Here is a 19131-nt window from a genome sequence, read left to right as displayed (position 1 = left end):
GATCTTTCGCAAGCTCAAGATGATAAAGAAATAGCAATCTGAAATAGCAACTTAACCAGTTGAATTCTATTGACTTCAAGCCACAATTCAGAGAGCAAGTATATTAATTTGTTGCTATTGACCAAGGAACTCAATATCCATCAACACATTCTTGTCTCAAATGGCCAATTGATTTTTCAGGAAAATAACTTTCCATTAGCTTCTTAAGCTCAGAATTATCATGAGGGATTCGCTTAACTCTTTTTTGTATATATTCATTTGCTTTATCGGAAAGGTACCAACCCAAGGGAACAATGACAGAATCTCTCCTTAACTGAATAGTAAAAAATTTACAAGCAGGATTCCCATCCTTTAATATCCCTTTAACCATAGCGATTTCACTAGGTGTCTGGTTATCCATTGCATTAAGCGCACCGGAAATTGGCATTCTTAAATCATGCAAAAAACGTAACGGTTTGGTACTAACAGTATCTTTACTGTTTTTAATTAAAATCATTATAGGAATTACTTTACATGAATCCCCATTGATAGTTTTAAATTTTTTATTTAGTTTTCCTTTAATAGAATTAAAGACCTGTACAGCCGTTTCGAGTCCGGTATTCTCCAGGTAACCTCCGTCAATAACATGTCCTATAGATCTTCCGCTGCTATCCTTTATCAGACCACCGTCTGTAAGGTATGGAAAACGGCAACACACCGTAAGAGCAGTCTTATATGGCATGTCTCTTTGAGTCTTAGCGTATAGGTCCATACAATTTTTAAAGTATTCTAAAGTATCTAATTTCAGATTTGATGCAATAATTTTTTGACCTGTTTCAGGCATTGTTCCATTTATAAATAATGATGGCAACTTATATTGATCTGCAGGATGCTCAAATTTATTTACTACCTCTAAAAAGTTTCTATCAAATAAGTCCGTTTCTAAGTTTTTCTTAAAAGATTGTGACCAAGAATCAGCAAGGTAAGAAGTCCTGTTAAAATGACTTATTGGAACTGGTAATATCTTTTGAACATTATCCGGAAAAAACAAGGCTGCAGTGATTGGAGACAAGAAGTCGTCACCCGTGCATTTTCGAAAACTATTCAGGTCCTTCTTTTTGTTAATGTAATAGGCATGAAAAAAACCGGCTCCAATTCCACCTCCGGATACTCCACTTATTGCAAATACATGATTGTAAAAGTTAGGATATAAAGAATCTAGTGCTGCTAATGTCTGGGCTGTCCAGGATAAAGAACGGCTTCCACCTCCTTCCGCTGCAATTATAAATACCGGTACTGAATCTTTACTATCAGAGAATGCCTCATTATGCTCCAGCCAATTTGAAAAATGAGTCGGAATATTAACTCTGGTATCCTTATCAATTAACTTCTGATTAGTATCTATTATTGAAGAATTATCGTTGTGGCAACTATTTACAATCATCAATAAAATTACCATTGTAAAAACCGGATGTTTATAAGGGTCATTGAAATACATTATCAATGTCAAAAAATAAGTTAAAAATGAAATTGATAGAATAACAATGGATGCAGGTCTTAATACCTGAGCAAATTCTATTTTTAACGGACTTATAAAAATGATCATTAAAACTAAAAAAACTAAGCCAATAGAATACACAAAAAAACTCGTACCGGTATATGACAGAAGGTTTCTAAGATCACCTAGCAATGAACTACCATTGCTGCCAGGCTTACCAGAGTTATTAATATTGTCTGAATAATCAATCTCTGGCCACCATTTCTTATCATCTTGTTTTCCTTTAATATTGTTTTTCCTGTCACTACGTTTATCAAGAAATACAAACAGAAGATAAAATGATATCGCGAGAGCAATGGCTATTGATAAATAAATAACACCATTGATAGGCATTTCAGTAGACAAACCTGCTAGAAATAATGAAATCCCTAAAATCAGCGGAGGGATTATTGCAACTAGCCGAGGAGTGATTAATACTATCGTTCGTCTGTACAACTTATCCTTTTCATCATTAAAATAAAGCGGACTGATTTGAAGAATCACACAAGCACTATACCAGGTCACAAATGACCACCAGAAGGTTGTGACCAAAACAAACAATATGTATTTCTCATCTTTAGAAAACAAAAACCCTATAAGAAAATCTTGGGCTTGATCAGGAACAGTCAATAGAATATATGATAGTACAAGTATCACAAAAATGTACTTCAGATTTAATATTGCTTTCCACCAAGTCCCTCGTGAATTATTTAGTTTGAATAAAAAGGAGTATTCTTGATTTTTTTCCATAAAAATGAATTGAAAGAGTTTAAATGTTTAATAAATAAAAATAAGCCACAGTATGCATTTTCTTTGTTTATTTCCTTATATGATAGATAACTGAAGCTTAATGCTATCATTTATATTGTTCCAATAACAAATCAATAAGTATGATAAATAAATCAAATAATTTGCATTTTAAAATAATATAACAAAAAATTAACTAATATGGATACTATAAAAAAAATGCTCCTAATATTGTAGCTTTGAGGAATCAATTTAAAGTACATGGAAGAACTTCCTAATATATACGAGAGGCTTGGAGCTGACAACCTGCAGCTTTTGGTAGACTATTTCTATGATCTGGTATTTACTGACGAACAACTGGCACCACTTTTCAGTAAAACACCGAAAGAAGTAATAAAACAAAAACAGCTACTATTTCTGACCCAGTTCCTGGGAGGTCCCGGAGCATATTCAGAGCTTTATGGTCATCCTAAAATGAGAGCGAGACATATGCCTCATGAAATTACAGAAAGCAGAGCAATAGCCTGGCTTCAGTGTATGAATAAAGCAGTATATAAGCTTCCAATAGACGAACAGCTAAAAAAAGAACTATTCTCAACGTTTCCCAAGATGGCATTTCACATGGTGAATACTAGCGAATAAGATCAAAGCAAACCATAATCAACTTAAGAAAAGAGCGCTCGGCCTGTCATCTTGAGCTTGAGAAAGATCTGATATACAAAACAAATTATCATAGACGCTTAGTTTGATAGATAGGCAAATTTGATTCTTTGGAAAGCTCAGATGATTTACAAGTTCTGCATGACAAAAATAAAAATTACGCTGTTAACAACAAGACTTGCCGCAGCATCAGGAATACTAAATAATCATTGATTATGAAAGTGTTCTTCCTGATTTTTTAACAAAGTAAGTCAAGAAAGCATAGATAATTAAAGTATATAATAAAGATAAATTTGATGTTTCCGGCTTGTTAGGTTCACCTGTTAACATATGAATAAGCTCACAAATTAAGCCTCCGCTAAACAAACTGATAACAACCCTAATCCACGTAATTTTTATGTATTTCATATTTTAATTTTTCTAATTGTTCTTTCATTAAGACCGGATCCATGTTGAGGGGCTAATTTTGAGATGAATCATTTCATTTTTTTTATAAAAATAAAAGTATCCTGTCTATTGATTGCAACAAACAGGACACTGATACTCGGAAAAACATATCTTCTTCCTTAGCTTACAACTCTTGCCTAAACCGGCATTCCCTCTACCTGTCAACAACTAATTTCCCCGTTGCAATTGTAGAATTGTCTTTTATAAAACGATAAAAGTACAAGCCCGAAGTTAGCTGGTGTTCTACTTTAATTGCTTCATTATTCAGTGTCAGTTCCCTAACCTTTTTTCCATTCTGATCATATATTATAAGAGCTCCGCCACCACTTAAGTTTATATTAAGCAAGCTATTCTCTGCAACAGGATTAGGATATAACTTATCAGAGGATGATGTTTCTTCTTTCACATTCAACACTTCTGTATTTTTATTTGGCTTAAGCAGCAAGGTTCTCTTTCCACTAACTTCTGTTGAACATACCAAAATAATTGAGTCATCAGGAGTTACAGAGAAGTCACGAACAGATTCAGGTACAGAAGAACTCCTATAATTTTGCCAAATCAGATTTCCTTCAAAGTCAATTTTCTTTGAAGTAAATGATGCAAGGTAAGAGGTTTTAGATTTTTCATAAAAAAATATTCCATGCTCATTTCCTTTACTTCTATCTATTGAACCAGCAATTTTCTTTGTCCAAACTGTATCTAAATTTTCATCAAGCATTAGCAACAGACCATTAGAAGTAGTAGCATATAATTTTCCATTGTTTACGGAAAGGCCCGAGATGTCGGAATTAATTTCAAATTGCTTTACATTTTCAACCTCTCCCTGTTTATTATACTGTACCAATCCAATAGGATTAGTCTTTTCAGCATTCACCTTATGACCAGCAACAACATATCCTCCATTGAATTCAGTTGCTGTAACAGAGGTAAAATCAACTAAAACCTTATTCCAGATCAACTCTCCTTCACTGTCTACTTTGGAGATGTTACAGTCAAAACCGACAGAACCAGAAATCAAAAAATTATTTTCACTATCAATGATCATTTGAGACCAATCTGGACTATAGAGATATTTAGTCCATAACAATTCTCCGTTACTATTAAATTTACTTATGATATCTTCGTATTGAGAATTAATAAAGACCAATTCATCATTTGGCGTTACTACCCCAACAGGATTAAAATAAGTTGACTCTTGAAGGTCTTTTTTATAATACATTTCCCCCTTTGAGTTAAACCTGACAAACTGAAACTTATACTCATTTCTATAGTTAATAAAGTTAATTATGGAAGCATAGTCCCCATTGCTCAATGGTAAAACTTCACTAAAGCCCTCTTCATAGTATTTTTCAATAGACTGTCCTTTTATGAAAGTAAAAAAGTGAAGGATCATTAAAACAGATAAAAGTTTCTTCATAATATTTAAGTTAAATCTTCTGATTATACGCAATACTATTACATTTTATCGTACTATTTCATTCTGAATCAGGTAAAATATTACTCCAACAAGCTAACTCTTGCTAAATACATGGAAAATAAAACATTACACATTTAGCCTGATTACCAACACGCTTTCTGAAATACATTAACATAATTACAAAACCAACCACATGTCATCACCTGTTTTCTCTTTACCTTGACTTACAGCGATAAAACTGGAATAACATATAAATATTTATTAACTTAGGTAGTACAATCAACCACTTTTGGAAAATTAACAGAATATGAATAATCCACACTCTGCTATTCTTGAATATGTAGGTAAAAAAATCGCCCTTTCAGAAAATGATAGAGAAATTCTGATATCATCATTTCATTTTGTTAAAAAGGATAAAAATGATTTGATTCTAAGAAAAGGATCCAAAACGGAGTATTTATATTTTATCATAAATGGATACATGCGTTGTTTCCATCAGAAAGAAGGAGGAGAAGAAGTAACCACGCAGATATGGGGGCCTGGGGACTTTGCCACTTCGTTTGAAAGCTTTCTCAAAAGTAATTTGTCCCCCGATTATATTCAATGCATTTCAAATTGTGAATTGTTATGCATCACAAAAAATGATCACGAGAATTTATATTCTGCCATTGAAGGCTGGCCTCTGTTTTGTCAAAATGTTTACGAAACCTATATTCTACGGATGTCTGAAAGAATGCATATCCTTCAGAACCTATCAGCCTCGGAAAGGTATATGAGACTATTAAATAAACAACCCAATATAGCATTAAATACATCTGTAAAACATTTAGCTTCCTACCTCGGAATACAACCTCAATCTCTCAGCAGGATAAGAAAAAGCATAAAGTAACAAATGTGATTTTTTTAAAGGAAGGCAAACAATAGTTTTATGCAAAACTTAAAACTATGAATACTGTAATTCCAATTTCAATCTGGCCCAAAGGGTTGATCAATTGTTTTCTTATAAAAGGTGATCATAAACATATATTGGTTGATACCGGGTTACCCGGAAGTGAACACAAGATATTCAAGCAATTAGAAGAGCACAAAATTGATAAGGCAGATATCGGACTTATCATCATTACACACGGACACATAGATCATTATGGAAGTGCTGCGAGATTAAAGAAGTTGCTGAACGTACCAATATTAGCTCATCAATCTGATCTGGAGGCATACACTTCAGGGAAAGCGGACATTACTACATTAAAGCCTAACAAGCCCCAGTGGAGACTATTCAAGGCAATGATAAAGGACCAAAAAGTAAGGGCTTTTCAACCAGATATCTTAATGGAAGATGATACTGAGTTTTCGTTAAACAATTGGGGTATCCGAGGTAAAGTCATACATACACCCGGACATACTCCTGGTTCTATATCTATAATCCTGGATAATGGGAAAGCTATAATTATGGATATGCTTGCCTCCGGAATATTGCTTGGAGGCGTCATGTTTAATTCCAGGATAAAGCATCCACCGTTCCACGATGATTTAAAGCAATTGAAAAGTAGTTTTGAAAAGGTTATTTCAGAGAATGGATCACTTTATTATCTCGGTCATGGAGGGCCTGTGAACAGAGAACTTGTTATTAAATACTATGATAAATATTTCAAGGAAAAAAATCTTATTTGATTCTTAATTAAATAAATATTATTAACAGTTTGAGCAACAGAATGAGCACGAGATTTTTTACTACTACTCTAACTGTTGCTCAAATACTTCCTCTTCATTAGGAGGATTTCAAATATAGAGATGGTACCGACCTTTTACAGTGAATAAATATGATTGATCTACCGGCTCCACTCCTTTCCTTCAACATCATTTTCAAATACTTCAATCCGTCTGTTATCCTGCATGGTTATAAAAACCGTTTTCCCATCTATTCCACCAAATGCAAGATTGGTTGGCTTTTTACCACGTAGCTTTATCTCTCTTATAAGCTTTCCTTCCGGTGATAGGACTGCAATGACACCCTTTCCATAACGAGTTATGTAAAGATTACCATTTACATCCATCCTCATTCCATCCATACCAAAATCGGTGAATTTATAAAATAGTTTCTTATCCGATATATTACCAGCACTGTCAACATCATAAACCCAAACATTCCTTTGCACACTCTCATTTACATATAGCCTCCTGTTATCCGGGCTAAGTTCTATACCATTGGTGGTTCCCATATTTTTTTCCAATAAAAATGTCTTTCCACTCTGGTCTATCTTCCACAATTTTCCTGTCGAATGCTTCCAGTCGGGATCAGCAGCAAATAGAATCCCTTTATCATTGATTGCAATATCATTAGGCTGATTCATATTGTCATCATGGGCGAATACCATAACTTCTTGGGTTTCCATGTTAATCAGAAGAATATTATGCTTTGTATAATCAGCTACAAGCATCTCTCCATTCTTATTAAATCTGATCCCATTTCCTACACTGCCATCAGGAAGTTCCACAAAAAGTTCAACCTTTCCGCCTGGTCTCACCACAGCTATGTTTCCTTTTTTCCGAAAGTTTACAGCATATAAATTTCCCTCAAAAAAATATGGCCCTTCTATACCTATACTAAAAAGAGAATCCGTATAATATTCCGACTTAAACAACTCTTTTTCAGCCTTTGAAGTGGATTCTTTTTTCTTTTTATCCTGTGCGCATGCCTGAAAACTGATTAGGAGGATTAAGTAAAAGTAAAAAAGGAGATTAACTCTTTTGGTCATGTCAATAGTATTTAAGGCAAGTTAAGCTAAAAACCATCGGCATTCAATTCTTTACTTTATCCTTTTTTTGTAGGTTTGTTTACTTTTAAATAAAAAAAATATGAATCGTCATTTTTTGAATTTTATAATGCTTAAAACATTTGTGGGGTTGATCTTCCTTTTTTCATGTTCAGGAGAAAAAGCTGCTGAAACAAAGGGATCGAAGACCTCAGCTCAAGAAAGCACAGTTACGGGTAAACCACAGGAAGCAAAGATTGTAGAAAAAAAAGCTGTTACACCTCTTCCTGTAGCGGATACGTCACCTATCAATTTCATTGAGCAAAAGATTTTTCACCCCAACGGAGATACCTTTAATCTATATTTGCCGGAAGGTTTTATAATAAAGCCAGTTGCCTGGGGTATGAAAAGAATCAGGTTTATGGACTTAAGTCCGGATGGAAGGTTGTTTCTTACAGATATGTATAACCTTGAAGACAATACCAAGGGTAAGATCTATATACTGGACGGCTGGGATGATTCCTCTATGACCTTAACCCAAAAAGCTGTATTTGCAGAGCAGCTTAGAAACCCGAACAGTCTCGCCTTTTACAAGGATAACAAAGGAAAGGATTGGCTGTATGTAGCATTCACAGATAAGCTTGTCAGATATCCATATACTGAAGGTATGGAAAAGCCAGAAGGTGCTCCTGAGGTGCTGGATACTTTTCCTGATTATGGTCTAAGCTATAGATATGGAGGCTGGCATCTTACACGCACAATTCAGTTCGGGGACAATGGCAAATTGTACGTTTCTGTTGGAAGCAGCTGCAATACCTGTATAGAAAAAGAAGAAGTGAGGGCTTCCATAATAGAAATGGATCCGGATGGAAAAAATAGACGTATCTATGCCCGCGGTATTCGCAATGCTGTAGGATTGGCATGGGCAAAGGGTAGCCTGTACGCTTCCAATATGGCAGCGGACCATCTTGGGAAAGGCAAACCGGATGATGCCATGTTTCTGATAGAGGATGGTAATAACTATGGCTGGCCATATTGTTACCATTGGCAAGGCAAAGTCTATGATGACCCAAAATACGATACGTCAAAGACAAAAATTTCAGCTAAGTCAGTTCCGGGAGCTTTTAGTTATTTTGGAGCACATACTGCCCCATTAGGCTTGGCTTGGTTTGGAGAAGAAAAAGCAGATGACTCTACCCTTAAAAATTATTTTCTGGTAGCACAGCATGGCTCCTATAACCCCTCCATGGCCATGGGATACTCAGTGCAGCGGGTCAGAGCAAACACCCCTCCTGAAGATTTCATAAAAGGTTTTCTTGATGAAAAAGGAAAAATACACGGAAGACCTTGCGGTATATATGCATTAGGGAATAATAAATTTTATTTGACAGATGATAAATTCGGTACGCTGTATTTAGTTTTTAAAGAAACAGAATAAACTATAAGCTTCATATTTCAAGTCCTGTCCCCGGACAGGACTTATTTTAAACTTTTACTCATTGTATTAAATCCCTCTTCATTTAATTTACATCACCCAACAGCCACCTCAATCTTTATCATTCACAAAATAACGATCTTCCTCGCTATGGCTTAATGGTGCTGTTGCAATTATCCTCAGTGTCTCACTTGAAAGGTTTTTAAATTTATGCACCTGGTGAGGATAGATTGTAAAGCAATCCCCCTTATGTACCTTATCTTCACTTTCCCATATTACCCCATCTTGATCTTTTGTCCCTAGAAACACCACTCCTTCTCCGTTAAGGATAAAATAAGTTTCGATGTCTTCCTTGTGATAGTGAGCATGAATAAACTCCCCCTTCTGAAGCTCCAATGCAAATATAGACATCTTTTCGTCGCCAGTTAAAAGAGCAAGTTCTACTCCTAAATCATCATCTTTAGAGATGTCCTTTAATTTATTATCTATGTTTGAAATATTCATTTGATTTTTACCTTTTTTACTATCTATAATAGTAGAACTTACACTTTATCTCAAAAGTTTTATGTACTAAAAACTGCCTAGGAATGAACAAAAGTTATTTGGTGTAAGATAAGAGAGTCTAGAAAACATAAGGTGAGCAAGGTTTAATACAAAGAAATATTTTGTGATTGTAAAGCATAAATAAATAAAAAGGCAACTAAGATTAAATTTGTCTCAGTTCCTTTAAACCCTGACTCTTAAAGAACAGTTTTATAGCTTATGACTTGCTAAAATACTGAGCTCAGAAGCCTTTTCAAATCCATCACTTTAAGGGGAGTAACAGGAGAAAATGTCAGTTAAAGCTTTCAGAGGAAACGCTCTTCAAGATTTAAAACTGATTCTATAAATTCGCCTCCTTCATGTCTTAAAGTAAATTAATCTCATTGATTTTGAACTACAAATTATTGGTTTACAAGTAAAATTTGAATACAAAAAGATTATTTAACATTTTTACAATGTAAATAGGAATTTTAGTTTAGCTTTATCTATAAATGATTTTTACTCTAATACTCCATAATGCTAACAAAGAAAGTCTATTATAACACCCTTTTTATTTCTCGCTTGATTTTCCTTATTACATTACCAATTGCTGTATTGCTTCAATCTTGCCAATCAGAACAGGAGCAACAGGAAGAAGATTTAAAACAAGGTTCTTTGATTCCCATTCCTGCTATAAATCAAGACGATTCCCTTTCTGAGTACAATAAAACTTTTTTTACAAATGGAAAGATCCGCAGTGCTTGTAAAACAAGTTCATATGTGTATGACAGCTTAGGAAAACTAATACATCCGAAATGTATTTATTTCGATAGTTTAGGTAAAATCATCAAGCAAAAAGATTCTTTGGTTTTAATTACCGATTTAACTAAGGAAGGACTCACATTTAACAAAATCCCGAAGACTTCCAGAATCGATCCATATCAAATGTATTATTTACAATCTATGTATCCATTCTTACGCCCAAACCAGAGTGAAGATAATTTTTATTTATCAACTGATCAGAAAATAAGCTTTATATTCATTATTGATGACAATTGGGAAAGGAAGCCTTATCTGATTTATAAAGATTCTTTATTCTATGAATTTCCTCATTCGTTAACAGATGGAACTTTATATACATTAGAGAAAGTAATAGGGGTCTCATTTCAGGATATCAATAACGACGACCTTTCAGATGTAACGATTCTAAAATCAGGTATATTAGGTTATGGGAATATAGATTTTAAATACGACGATCATTATACCTGTAATATCTTTCTCAAAAAATCAGACAATTCAGGTTTCATTTACGACTCCACAGCATCCAGACAGCTTGATGAACTCCCTACTCTTAAGGAAGTTTTTAAGAAATATAAAGATGTACAAAAATGAATGAGATTAACATTGAAATTAAATACAGCCTCCAAGCAATCGCATATTCTCAGATGATTCAATCAATTCTAAATTAGCTTGCAGAAAACAAAAAAGGAGCTGTTCTCTAAACTAGCTCCTTCCTATCAACATGATTGTATTTCTATCCTACTTATTCAAGATAAGCTTTTTTACAAGTTGCGTTTTACTTGAAGTATACCTGCATATATAAATCCCCTGAGGAAGATTCTTACTGTTCCATGAAAACTCAACCACCTCTCCTGGATGGGTATTAACATCCAGAATTGTTTCTATCCTGCTCCCGTCCAACCGGAATATTTCAGCTTTAGCTATACCGGTTTCTTTACTTTCAACAGTAAATTTAAAATTGCCTGAAGATGGATTAGGATAAACATCCATGACGCCCCCTTCTTGCTTGGTTTCTTGCGCTACACTCATTACTTCAGCGGATTCAACTACCGTAAAATTTATTGTAAATGGTGTTCCTGCTATACCTGTGCCATTTGGCATCGAATATGGTGTAGCTGTAAGTTCATAGGTTCCATCACTTGGTAACCAAGCATCATAACTACCATCATTGATACCGGCCAATGTATACGGATAAGTATTATCAGTCCTATAGACACTTCCGTTTAATTTAAAAACAACACTTGCATATGAAGACGTATCATTATATCGGATATTTATTTTAGGATTCTGTCTCATAAAAATGTAATCATCATCTTTTAACCAACTTATGTCAATCCTATTATCTGCATTGACTAAAGTGAAATAAGGAGAATTATCCGAGGGTTGGGCTGAATTGTAAAGCCATAATTTTAATGGTTCTGTGGAATACTTTTTACCAGTTGTAAAATAAACACCTGGTCTTCCTACTGAAGCGCTGATATTCCTGGAGTTGGCAAAAGATATTCCGAATATTTCCTTTAATGATCTTGTATTTTCTTTATTCATGTCACTTTGAAAAAACTCATCTTCTGTCATGATATTATCCGGTTCATGAGAGTTATCTATGAAGAATAAAGAGTTTCCATTGGAAGAATGATTCATATCATGGAAGTGGTTATAAAATGAATGAAAAACAGTTGGTTCTGCAGTAGTCCCATCAAATTTAATAAGCGGACCAGGATAAGAATTATTTCCCTCATAAGTTATCAGAATCTGCTGGTTTACTATTTCAAAAGGATACACCCACGCATCGTGCTCCAAAAGAGTAATTTCCTTTGTGCCATCAACTGTTCCATCACTTGTGTAAAAAAAAGATCTAAGGCCATCATCTTCTAACATCAGAAAATACAACTTATCTTTATATGAGATGAAATTGGCAAAGTCCTGATTGATTTCACATTTATTAAATGATCTTAATAGACTAGTTCCTGCCAATGTTTTGTCTGTCTTCCATAAATTTGCAACTCTGTTATACTCTTCACAACGTTCACCATCCCCAAAAAATAAGATCCCATTAACATCTGTAAGGTACCAAGGAGACACAGAAGCCGGTAAGTCCAACACAAGAGTTGTTCCGGCTTCTGTTCCATCTGTTGTCCAAAGATCTCCTTCATCAGGTCCTCCATATCCTATAAAATATAAGTTTCCACCAGAATATATCGGGAAACTTTGCAATCCTGTTTCAGATCCTGGTGCTAAATCCTTCACAATAGAAAGATTATCATAGATATCAAGGTTCCATAACTCCCTTCCATGTATTCCATCATCAATAGCCAGTAACAAGCCGTTTTTGTAATGCATAATGGGCCAGATCTGTGGGTATGCAGCAATTTTGAGAGTATTAGTGCCTGTTCCATTTGTCTTCCATAAAGCTTTTTGACCATCAGCCTGGAGTGTTGTAAAAAAAATAAAGGATCCTAATCTAATATTTACAATTTCTATAATCGGCTCATTGGTTTTCTTCATAAATTCGGTTCCTACGGTTGTTCCATCCGATGTCCATAAAGAATCATTGCTTGTAAAAAAGAGCCTACCAAAATTATTTGTAAAGTTCTTGCTGCCTGACGGAATAACCTTTATGAATACAGGCTGACAAAAGGAGGTTTCAATAAATGTCATACTTAGAAATAGTATAATCATTAGACACGCATAGCAAGTTATTTTTCTCATGATATATTATTTGATTTAAATGTATATGAACAATCCTGAAGAGTTAAAGACGAGTAACAAATAATATCTGCAATGGAACAGACATCAAGGAACCTGTCTTCTTATCCCTAAAGAACTTATTGATTACAGAATACTTTAATTCATTTTTAAATATGCCCCTCTTAATGCATACACCTTCCTAACCAGGATTACATAGGAATGTTATTCATATAAATACTCATGTAATTTTTTATTTATTTTATCTAAAAATCAAACACTTGATATTTTCATTTGAAAGTGCGTCTTTTATTAACTTTCGAATGACAAATAAGATGTATCAAAAAATTATTCCAACTCGTTTATTATCAGGGAAGATTTATCTTTTGAAGAAATTTAAAAAAAATATTTAGGTTCCGGGTGATATATGAGTCAAACATTGCACTTATATAATAAAAATCAAAACTATGTCAGAAATATCAATTTTAAAGGTCTCCCAGGAAAGGCAGTTACTTTTCATGGGGCTTTATAAGAAGGCCTTTCCGGCAGTTGCAAGGTATATAAGCAGAAAAGGAGGTAATTATGAAGAGGCTAAAGACATATTCCAGGATGCATTGATCATTTATTATGAAAAACTTGTTACAAAATCTTTTGCTCCTGTAAAAAATGAAAAGGCTTATATTCTAGGAATTGCTAAACACCTTTGGTGCAGAAGACTTGAAAGTAATGTAGTCAATGATACAATCGATAATGCTGCATCAGAAACTGTGATTGAAGAAGATAATCTTCTCACTGACAAACTTATGCATTTACTGGAAACAGCAGGACAAAAATGCATGGAAATACTCAGTGCATTCTACTATGACAAAGCTTCTATAACCGATATAGCTCAGCAATTCGGCTACTCAGGAACAAGGTCTGCCACTGTGCAGAAGTACAAGTGTATTGAAAAAATAAGGGAAACAGTAAAAGAAAAATCATTGGCATATGAGGACTTCGTTGAATGAAATAAGGGAGATTGAAGAATATCTTTTAAAGAATTCAACTCCTGAATCCAGACTGGTTTTCGAAGCCCGAATGGTACTGCAACCTGAACTGTTACAAAAAGCAACAGAACAGAAACAAATTTACAATCTAATAAGAAAATACAGTCGAAAGCAATTAAAAACTGAAATTGAAGCAGTGCATGAAAAACTGTTTACTGCTCCTGAAAATAAAGGCTTCCGACATAAAATTCTCAGTTTATTTACTAAATCCTAATTCACGATTATGAAAATCAATGCAAACGTTATTCCCATGGTCATTGACAGCAACAGCCATGGAGAAAGAGCATATGACATATACAGCCTTTTACTCAAAGAGCGCATTATATTTCTTGGCACTGCTATTGATGATCAGGTTGCCAATCTTATAGTCGCACAGTTGCTTTATCTGAATAGTATAAATCAGCACGAACAGATTAACATGTATATCAATAGTCCTGGTGGAAGTGTATATGCAGGCTTAGCTATCCATGATGCAATGAAAATGATTTCAGCGCCGGTCTCCACTGTTAGTGTGGGTTTCTCAGGAAGCATGGCAACTGCACTACTCACTTCTGGAAGTAAAGGAAAAAGATTTGCACTTCCACATGCTACAATTCACATGCACCCTACAAGTGGTGGAGGAAAAGGATATACGGAAGATGTCAGAATCTCTACACGTGAACAAGAACGTATTCAAGCACAGTTATTCCACATCATTGGAAACAACACAGGTCACTCATGGAAGGAAATAGAAAATTTCTTTTTGAGAGATAAGTATCTCAATGCCCTTGAAGCAAAGTCTTATGGTCTGGTCGATGAAGTTCTGGGGGACACCACTGATCTTATTATGCTTAATACAAATGCACAGGAGGTTCTATTGTATCACCAAGCATAGGGTAATCTTAATTACCATAATTTTTCAGATATCATTTTAAACCGGATAAGTAGTTCTTACAATGCTTATCTGGTTTTTCTTATCCTATGAAAAAGAAATTATAAGATGATTGCTCTAAAAAAACAATTGCTTCAAAATGATCTCATTCAGAGACTTTGTAACATCCTTCTGATCCTTATGCTGGTCACATCTACCAGTACACTCATATTTAGATTCCGTTTCGGAACCTGTATTCGGATTAAAATCTTCATTTTGAACAACTTTCCCACATTGGGATAGCTTTAATACATTCGTCATCAGTTAAATAGTTTAGGTTATGGATAATCATCAATCGGTTTAACTTCCCTTTAATGATTCTTCCCTTGATTTGAATTTGTAGACGGATAAGCGACAGAAATATTTTAAGGAAAAAATATTTTTTCAAAAAAAATAAAAATACCTCTACTTTAATGATCCGTCAGTACCCGTATAGAAGCCAGATTGACTACTTTACGGGTACTAGCGGTTAAATTGATTAACGAGAGAAGACTCACTATTCCATCTTTCTTGAATCTTTTAACTTCCATATTGATCCATTTTTTGTAGAAAGTTTTTCCAAAATATTTTTGGCTGAAAGATCATTTAGATACTTTTCACTTTCACTTCTTGGCATACCCGATAACTCTGAAAATTCTTTTGCAGTAAGCGAATTGTATTTAGCAAACAGAGTTTCCCAGTTTTTGCTGTATTCAATTTTAGCAGTTGATGGGTTAAGCTTAAGAACAGATGTTTCATAGAATGCATATGGCTTTGAGCCGTATACGGTTTCTTTATTACCCTCTTTATCTATAAAAAACATAGTGGGAAACCCTCTGACACCAAATTGTCTGGCAAGCTTCAGATCTTCCTCAAAAAGCGTTTTTGCTGTTCCGTCAAAATCTATTTTAAGTTGTGAAGTATTTAGCCCAACTTTTTTAGCAGCTGCTTCAAGATGTTCCCATTTGGTGATGTTCTTTTTCTGTAAAAAAACCATTTCACGAATCTCTCTTAAAAATAAGACCGCAATGTCTGGATCCTGCAGTTGGGCTGCCTTAAAAGCAATTGATGGCGGATAAGAAGATGGTAAAGGATCTTCCAGCCACACATCTCCATCAATGGGCATATCATAATAAACACTCACTTCATCCCAATGATGAGCTACATCAGAAGGTTTGCTTATACCGCCACTATTATAACTCCAGTCAGGTAACAATCCGCCCATCCTGTATTCAATTTCTATATTATTACCATATTCAAGTTTCAGCTTACGCAATTGAGGCTCTATTCCCCAACATGAAGAACATATAGGATCGGTAAAGTAAACTACTTTAACAGGCTTGATAATTTTGTGCACTTTGATTTTTGTGCTGCCTGAACTATCAGGGATTCCGCAAATTCCTTCCACAGGATCACATAACAAAGGATTTTCACTGGTTGACTTATTTTTCATCATCTTATTGTTTTTTTGTCCCTGACAGCTTGTAATGACCATTATTGCAAGCATTAATAAATATATTTTAAAAACTCTTACCATTATCAAGCATAATTTAAATTATTAATAAAGCTGTAGATATTGAACGATCAAAATAAAACAGACTTGTTCAATTTAAACCCGACTACCATACCAACTTAAAGGTCCTATTTCAATCCTACAGTTGCTGAATTTTTAAACTTCAGAACATATGGAAATTATAGATCTATATAATTATTCTGACCTGATTACTATCCATAATTTCATCACTAATTTAATTTACGTTAAGTTTACGAGCGATATCAGTTTCCAATTGGTAACTACTTTACAATTGGGAACTAATTGATTTTTTAGTAACTTATCTTTAGATAATAATTGTGCATTACCAAAAGCTAAAGCAATGAAGAAGCAACCCATCGTCAATAACACAAACATCTGTAAAACAAGGATTACTGCAATTAAAGATACTATGGATATATTATCTGGCAAATGGAAGTTTCACATCCTTGGGACCTTAATGCAGGGTGGCAAAATGCGCTTTATGGATTTATTGCGGGAAGTTGATGGTATAGCTGCAAAGATGCTGTCAAAAGAGTTGCAGGATATGGAAATGAATAAATTGGTAAGCAGAACTATACTCAACACAAAACCTATCACTGTAGAATACGAAGTCACAGAATATGGCAGAACTTTGGAACGTATCATTGACGAAATCGCCATATGGGGAATTGAATACAGAAAAGCCCTTTTTGAAAAGGAATAGATGGATATCAAATGAAAAAATATTTAACTAGCTAAATATTTTTTCAGACAAGAAAAATTTTCAATGCTTTTACTCAAGAGAATTCCATAATATCTGTTTTAACAATTTAGCTTTTATCCTTTTTATTCAAATATTCATCTGTAAAATGTGCCTTATGTTTTTCCTGAGAAAATTTCTGAGCGTTAAACGCTTTAGAATATCCTTTAGGAATGGATAAAGAATGCCACTCCTGAGCACGCATTTTACCTATAAAAACAATTTGCCCAATATGATACGGATAATGAGCAAGCTGTCTATTTATGGCTTCCAGCACAGTATGCCCTTGATTTCGGATATAAATATTTTTACTTAAATCATTTTCACTTAAAGACCTAAGCGCACCAAGAAAAATCTTCCATCCTTCGTTCCATCTATCCAGCACCTCTTGTTTTGATGTAATATCATTTTCAAATTCTCTATCACGATCTCTCCACTCCTTCTCTCCATCTGTTGTAAGGAAATCTGTCCAGCGACTCAGCATATTCCCCGATAGATGCTTTACAATGATTGCAATACTATTGCTTTCCTCATTATATCGCCAGAAAAGATCTTCATCCCTCAGTTGGGAAAATGTCTTTTCCCCAAGCATTTTATAATACTCAAATTGTTTTATTACACTTTCAAGGTATTCGTTATTCATTTTATTAAATAATAGGCTTGAAATAATAGCTTTTATATGCAGAGCTGTTTCATTGCTCTTTATCTTTATCACAAAAGAATAAAAGGATATGATAAAGTTTGTTATGCTGAAAGTTCAAATTGTTTTTTTAGCAGCTCATTTTATCCTGAAATTGCTTCGGAGACACGCCGAAAAACTTCTTGAATTCAGTGCTGAACGCTGATAAGGTTTCATAACCAAGTTCAGCAAATATCTCTGATGGCCTATTTTGATGAAAAAGTAAGAACTCAGCTTTCTTCATTTTCAGTTCGGTAAAATATTTCTGAGGGGACATCTTATAAACTTCAGCAAAGTGCCTTTTAAAAGTGGATATACTCATGTTGCATAGAAAAGCAAGTTCTTCAATTGTTAATCCATTATAAATGTTTGATTCAACAACCTGCTTCAGTTTTATCTCTCTACAATCCTCTAAAGCATGTGAAACAAAGCACTGAAAAACATCTTTATATTGAGTACTTAAATAGCCTAAAAGTTCCTGAACCTTTAGTTCATCAATAGCTGAATTACCTTCCTTTCGCAGAAGGTAAATAGACTGGCAATAATTACTTAAAAAATCATCTTTACATAACTTTAGGATAGGCTTGTCCGAAGCCTTTTGTACAAATGTACCTGTATGTCTGGCACAAAAATCAGTAAGCGTATTGTTTCCGAAAAATATCAGAATGGCTTCAAACATATTGTCTTCTGTAACAGCCTCTGACATTAATATACTACCTCCTGTTAATAGCAAAACATCATTATTGTTAATACTTGTTTTTCCTTCTGACGTATGTACTTGTTTTATTCCCTTCTGCAAAAGGCATATCACATTTTTAGTAAAAAAAACTTTATTGTTAACCGATGATCTGTCATTAGAATAGAAATAAATAAGAGTATCGTTTAAACCAATTCCCAAATCATCTGGCAATGTAAAATATGTTTTATTCATCATGTATAATATTCAGGATTTGTATTAACTAAAAATAGCAATAACATATTATAAAAAAAGGCTCCTCACCCCTTTAGTCTTTTCTTTTAAAGGAATCAAAGACTTCAATTCAGTCAGGACACTGGGCCAAATTATATCACAAGATACTCTACATTCTTTGTGCGTATCCCCTGATGATTTTAATTTAAAATCTTCCAAAACAGTAAAATAACTTAGTAAATTAGTAAAAAAAGCGAGACTAGGTTAAAAGGAACACCAAACAAAAAGTAATGATAATCAAGAATTGAAAAAGAGGGCTTACATTTACTTAAAATTTTATGTGTAAAGTCC

General features: G+C 34.1%; 19 protein-coding genes. 9 read left to right on the top strand and 10 right to left on the bottom strand.

From position 1 onward, the window contains the following. Positions 1 to 130 precede the first annotated feature (130 nt). On the bottom strand, positions 131 to 2266 hold the full coding sequence (locus tag J7604_RS25765; protein ID WP_293903098.1) for a hypothetical protein: 2136 nt from the start codon (positions 2264 to 2266) through the stop codon (positions 131 to 133). A gap of 258 nt (positions 2267 to 2524) precedes the next feature. On the opposite strand from J7604_RS25765, the gene J7604_RS25760 reads away from it, so the two are divergent. Beyond that, entirely contained in the window at positions 2525 to 2905 is a 381-nt protein-coding gene (locus J7604_RS25760; RefSeq protein ID WP_293903095.1) for a globin, read from the top strand. Between the two features lie 231 nt (positions 2906 to 3136). Here the strand turns inward: J7604_RS25760 and J7604_RS25755 are convergent, their stop codons facing one another. Together J7604_RS25755 and J7604_RS25750 are read right to left on the bottom strand one after the other, a co-directional pair. Continuing rightward, entirely contained in the window at positions 3137 to 3331 is a 195-nt protein-coding gene (locus J7604_RS25755; RefSeq protein WP_293903092.1) for a hypothetical protein, read from the bottom strand. A 193-nt stretch (positions 3332 to 3524) separates the two neighbouring features. Next, positions 3525 to 4787 (bottom strand): T9SS type A sorting domain-containing protein, encoded by a 1263-nt coding sequence (locus J7604_RS25750; RefSeq protein WP_293903089.1) that lies wholly within the window; start codon positions 4785 to 4787, stop codon positions 3525 to 3527. A 307-nt stretch (positions 4788 to 5094) separates the two neighbouring features. Here J7604_RS25750 and J7604_RS25745 point away from each other — a divergent pair, with 307 nt between their 5' ends. Together J7604_RS25745 and J7604_RS25740 are read left to right on the top strand one after the other, a co-directional pair. Then, on the top strand, positions 5095 to 5676 hold the full coding sequence (locus J7604_RS25745) for a Crp/Fnr family transcriptional regulator (protein ID WP_293903086.1): 582 nt from the start codon (positions 5095 to 5097) through the stop codon (positions 5674 to 5676). Positions 5677 to 5732: 56 nt separating this feature from the next. Then, positions 5733 to 6458: an MBL fold metallo-hydrolase gene (locus J7604_RS25740; RefSeq protein WP_293903083.1), complete on the top strand. Its 726-nt coding sequence runs from the start codon at positions 5733 to 5735 to the stop codon at positions 6456 to 6458. Between the two features lie 158 nt (positions 6459 to 6616). Here J7604_RS25740 and J7604_RS25735 read toward each other — a convergent pair whose 3' ends face one another. Further along, complete coding sequence (locus J7604_RS25735) at positions 6617 to 7543, bottom strand: SMP-30/gluconolactonase/LRE family protein (protein WP_293903080.1); 927 nt, start codon at positions 7541 to 7543, stop codon at positions 6617 to 6619. A gap of 100 nt (positions 7544 to 7643) precedes the next feature. Between J7604_RS25735 and J7604_RS25730 the strand changes: the two genes are divergently transcribed. Beyond that, positions 7644 to 8978, top strand: a complete 1335-nt coding sequence (locus tag J7604_RS25730) for a PQQ-dependent sugar dehydrogenase (RefSeq protein WP_293903077.1) — start codon at positions 7644 to 7646, stop codon at positions 8976 to 8978. Positions 8979 to 9086: 108 nt separating this feature from the next. On the opposite strand, the gene J7604_RS25725 is transcribed toward J7604_RS25730, so the two are convergent. Next, entirely contained in the window at positions 9087 to 9479 is a 393-nt protein-coding gene (locus J7604_RS25725; protein WP_293903074.1) for a cupin domain-containing protein, read from the bottom strand. Between the two features lie 555 nt (positions 9480 to 10034). On the opposite strand from J7604_RS25725, the gene J7604_RS25720 reads away from it, so the two are divergent. Then, positions 10035 to 10889, top strand: a complete 855-nt coding sequence (locus J7604_RS25720) for a hypothetical protein (protein ID WP_293903072.1) — start codon at positions 10035 to 10037, stop codon at positions 10887 to 10889. Positions 10890 to 11036: 147 nt separating this feature from the next. On the opposite strand, the gene J7604_RS25715 is transcribed toward J7604_RS25720, so the two are convergent. Further along, positions 11037 to 13007, bottom strand: coding sequence for a T9SS type A sorting domain-containing protein (locus J7604_RS25715; protein ID WP_293903069.1), 1971 nt, complete (start codon positions 13005 to 13007; stop codon positions 11037 to 11039). A gap of 443 nt (positions 13008 to 13450) precedes the next feature. Here J7604_RS25715 and J7604_RS25710 point away from each other — a divergent pair, with 443 nt between their 5' ends. The 3 genes from J7604_RS25710 to J7604_RS25700 are packed head-to-tail and all read left to right on the top strand — an operon-like array spanning position 13451 to position 14903. Next, positions 13451 to 13990 carry a sigma-70 family RNA polymerase sigma factor gene (locus J7604_RS25710; protein WP_293903066.1) on the top strand — a complete coding sequence of 180 codons (540 nt, stop codon included), beginning with the start codon at positions 13451 to 13453 and terminating at the stop codon, positions 13988 to 13990. Further along, the gene (locus J7604_RS25705; RefSeq protein WP_293903063.1) at positions 13971 to 14243 is read left to right on the top strand and encodes a hypothetical protein; all 273 of its coding nucleotides are present in this window, start codon (positions 13971 to 13973) and stop codon (positions 14241 to 14243) included. Before J7604_RS25710 ends, J7604_RS25705 begins: the two co-directional genes overlap by 20 nt. Before the next feature lie 9 nt (positions 14244 to 14252). Next, positions 14253 to 14903 carry an ATP-dependent Clp protease proteolytic subunit gene (locus J7604_RS25700; RefSeq protein ID WP_293903060.1) on the top strand — a complete coding sequence of 217 codons (651 nt, stop codon included), beginning with the start codon at positions 14253 to 14255 and terminating at the stop codon, positions 14901 to 14903. A 114-nt stretch (positions 14904 to 15017) separates the two neighbouring features. Here J7604_RS25700 and J7604_RS25695 read toward each other — a convergent pair whose 3' ends face one another. Beyond that, positions 15018 to 15200, bottom strand: coding sequence for a hypothetical protein (locus J7604_RS25695; protein WP_293903057.1), 183 nt, complete (start codon positions 15198 to 15200; stop codon positions 15018 to 15020). A 235-nt stretch (positions 15201 to 15435) separates the two neighbouring features. After that, complete coding sequence (locus J7604_RS25690; protein WP_293903054.1) at positions 15436 to 16374, bottom strand: ClpXP adapter SpxH family protein; 939 nt, start codon at positions 16372 to 16374, stop codon at positions 15436 to 15438. 418 nt (positions 16375 to 16792) lie between these two features. Between J7604_RS25690 and J7604_RS25685 the strand changes: the two genes are divergently transcribed. Then, positions 16793 to 17155 carry a helix-turn-helix domain-containing protein gene (locus tag J7604_RS25685; RefSeq protein ID WP_293903051.1) on the top strand — a complete coding sequence of 121 codons (363 nt, stop codon included), beginning with the start codon at positions 16793 to 16795 and terminating at the stop codon, positions 17153 to 17155. Between the two features lie 106 nt (positions 17156 to 17261). Here the strand turns inward: J7604_RS25685 and J7604_RS25680 are convergent, their stop codons facing one another. Both J7604_RS25680 and J7604_RS25675 read right to left on the bottom strand, forming a co-directional pair. Beyond that, positions 17262 to 17834 carry a DUF1572 domain-containing protein gene (locus J7604_RS25680; RefSeq protein ID WP_293903048.1) on the bottom strand — a complete coding sequence of 191 codons (573 nt, stop codon included), beginning with the start codon at positions 17832 to 17834 and terminating at the stop codon, positions 17262 to 17264. A 127-nt stretch (positions 17835 to 17961) separates the two neighbouring features. Further along, complete coding sequence (locus J7604_RS25675) at positions 17962 to 18804, bottom strand: AraC family transcriptional regulator (RefSeq protein ID WP_293903045.1); 843 nt, start codon at positions 18802 to 18804, stop codon at positions 17962 to 17964. Between the last annotated feature and the right edge of the window lie 327 nt (positions 18805 to 19131).

It is taken from the genome of Sporocytophaga sp. (assembly GCF_017745095.1).
GTDB lineage: Bacteria > Bacteroidota > Bacteroidia > Cytophagales > Cytophagaceae > Sporocytophaga.
This window is presented reverse-complemented; position numbering and strand designations above follow the sequence as displayed.